The sequence below is a fragment of the Vibrio sp. 10N.261.52.C11 genome (assembly GCF_041471405.1).
Taxonomy (GTDB): Bacteria; Pseudomonadota; Gammaproteobacteria; order Enterobacterales; family Vibrionaceae; genus Vibrio; species Vibrio crassostreae_C.
Window position 1 is genome coordinate 1 of the sequence record NZ_JBFROI010000120.1, and the last position, 2,027, is coordinate 2,027.

At 35.7% G+C, this 2,027-nt stretch carries 3 protein-coding genes; all 3 read right to left on the bottom strand.

Translation table 11 applies throughout. From position 1 onward, the window contains the following. Positions 1-505 precede the first annotated feature (505 nt). The gene (locus AB4323_RS24110) at positions 506-811 is read right to left on the bottom strand and encodes a hypothetical protein (protein WP_017067214.1); all 306 of its coding nucleotides are present in this window, start codon (positions 809-811) and stop codon (positions 506-508) included. 184 nt (positions 812-995) lie between these two features. Next, entirely contained in the window at positions 996-1,475 is a 480-nt protein-coding gene (locus AB4323_RS24115; RefSeq protein WP_229648417.1) for a hypothetical protein, read from the bottom strand. Next, positions 1,465-1,812: a hypothetical protein gene (locus AB4323_RS24120; protein WP_054776246.1), complete on the bottom strand. Its 348-nt coding sequence runs from the start codon at positions 1,810-1,812 to the stop codon at positions 1,465-1,467. Before AB4323_RS24120 ends, AB4323_RS24115 begins: the two co-directional genes overlap by 11 nt. Positions 1,813-2,027: the final 215 nt, after the last annotated feature.

The following is a 2,027-nucleotide window of genomic DNA, read 5'->3' on the forward strand; positions in this document are numbered from 1 at the left end:
CGGGGGAATCCATGTAGCCTCATTAAGCGGACAAAAATGGTTGGCTAAAATCGCGAAGCGACGGCCAACTGTTTTTGTTCCGTTTAAATGACTTGTTATAAGGCACTTTCGTCAATGATTCTGAACTGCTTCGGTACTAAAAATGCCAGTATGACTGCCAAAATTAACATCATTATCACTCGTATACTCATTGAGGGAATCAACGATTCAAGTAATGTAAAACTCAGCGCTGATGAACCGCCAACAAACATGCCTAAATAGGAGCGTCTTGGTGTCCATTCGATCAAAGCTGAACATTGGGTACAGCGATACTTTGTCCTATTTCCACTAAATAAAAACCAACTAAGTGAAATCTTCTGTTGACAATTAAGGCACTCTCTATTCTTCATACTAAATCAAACTCCATGTGACTTATAACGCCTGCTTAAGCGGACTAAAATAGTGGGTTAAAATGTGTAGCGAAGCGAAACCTAACCCACTGTTTTAGTTCCGTTTAAAGCTCTTGTTAGCCGATCAACTTATAAGAGAAAACAAACTCTTTATCTGGCTTACTGCTTAGCATATTAAACAATATGTCAAAGTCGGTTGCATCTTCCTGATGAGCACGCCAAATTGCTGAAGTATCACCTAAAGTGAGAGCTAATTGGTCTGCCATTGTTAATTGAACTTTACGAGATTTATTTATAGTATCAACAATATGAAATAGGTCGCCAGATATAACTTTAAGCGCCATCTGCTCTTGATTCTTACTAGTAGAAGAACGAATATGCTCTAATGCTTTCGAACTCACTTTGACTGATATAAGACTCATAAATACCCCTTAGAAACAATATTACATATCGGATTAATAGATTCGGCTAACGCCTGCATAACACGTTTACTACTATGCAATTATACTTAAAATTAACGCCTTAAAACGAGAAACACCCGGCAACCTAAGATGCCGAGTGTAGTAAATCGTGTTGATGCAATTGTTATGTAACTTTCCAATTTTGTTAATATAACTTTAAATATTTAATAAGCTCAATTGGCTGAAATGGTTGTGTGAACTCTTGATTTATAAATTCAATTACATTTTCAGCACCAACAGAGTCCACGCCTTCAATTGTATATTTATTAGATTTATTTAAACCAAGCCAATTATCCAGAAGCTCTTTATCTCCGGTCTCTGCGGTATAACGTAAAAGAGCGTTTGAAAAACTTAATTCTTCCAATTTATAACATTGCTTACTCGCATAATCACTTGCAAATAAAATAACATCTTTCTTTTGTTGATCTGTCAAAGTACCAAACCAATCACTTTTTATTGGTTTTAATACAAAGCTTTCACGCAGCTTACTACAAGCATCTACTTTTACATTTAAAGCTTGGTACTTATAGCTAAGATCTTTTTTTAAAAATTCAGCCCAACTTTCAGATAAGACAGAAGACGAAAATATACAACTAACAATTAATAATATAGCTTTATAATGCATTGTATACACACTCCCAAAATTTACGTTCCTCACCACTTGTGTCTAACATTGCTCTCATAGCTACATTTTCTAAGCGTTCTCTTTCAATTGGAGCAATCGCTTTTACTGCACTTTCATACAACTGCCAATCATACGTTGAAACATTATAAGAAGCAGATGCTAAAGCTACTCCTTTGTAAGAATCTCTACCTGCAAAAATTTGGAAGAAGGGAATAGCAAACAGGATCTTCTCCAGCACCGAAGACATATCAGTAATGTGCTCCATTTGTTCGATATATTCTTTTGTTCTATTACTTGGTTCAAATCCTTTGATTGAACAATACTCTTGCTTGGCCATGATACCCTCCATCATTTAATACGTTTTTATTCTATACCAAATTAATGGGCATCAATAGATGTCAAAATAACTGAAATTACAGTGACTTTGACCATTACCTTTTGTTACATAACGCCGCATTAAGCGGACAAAAATAGTGGGTTAAAATGTGTAGCGAAGCGAAACGTAACCCACTGTTTTTGTTCCGTTTAAATGCCTTGTTGAACGAAGCCGCT

Coding starts and splice junctions, on each gene's coding strand:
- AB4323_RS24110 (WP_017067214.1), bottom strand. CDS start 811: ATGAGTCTTATATCAGTCAAAGTGAGTTCGAAAGCATTAGAGCATATT.
- AB4323_RS24115 (WP_229648417.1), bottom strand. CDS start 1,475: ATGCATTATAAAGCTATATTATTAATTGTTAGTTGTATATTTTCGTCT.
- AB4323_RS24120 (WP_054776246.1), bottom strand. CDS start 1,812: ATGGCCAAGCAAGAGTATTGTTCAATCAAAGGATTTGAACCAAGTAAT.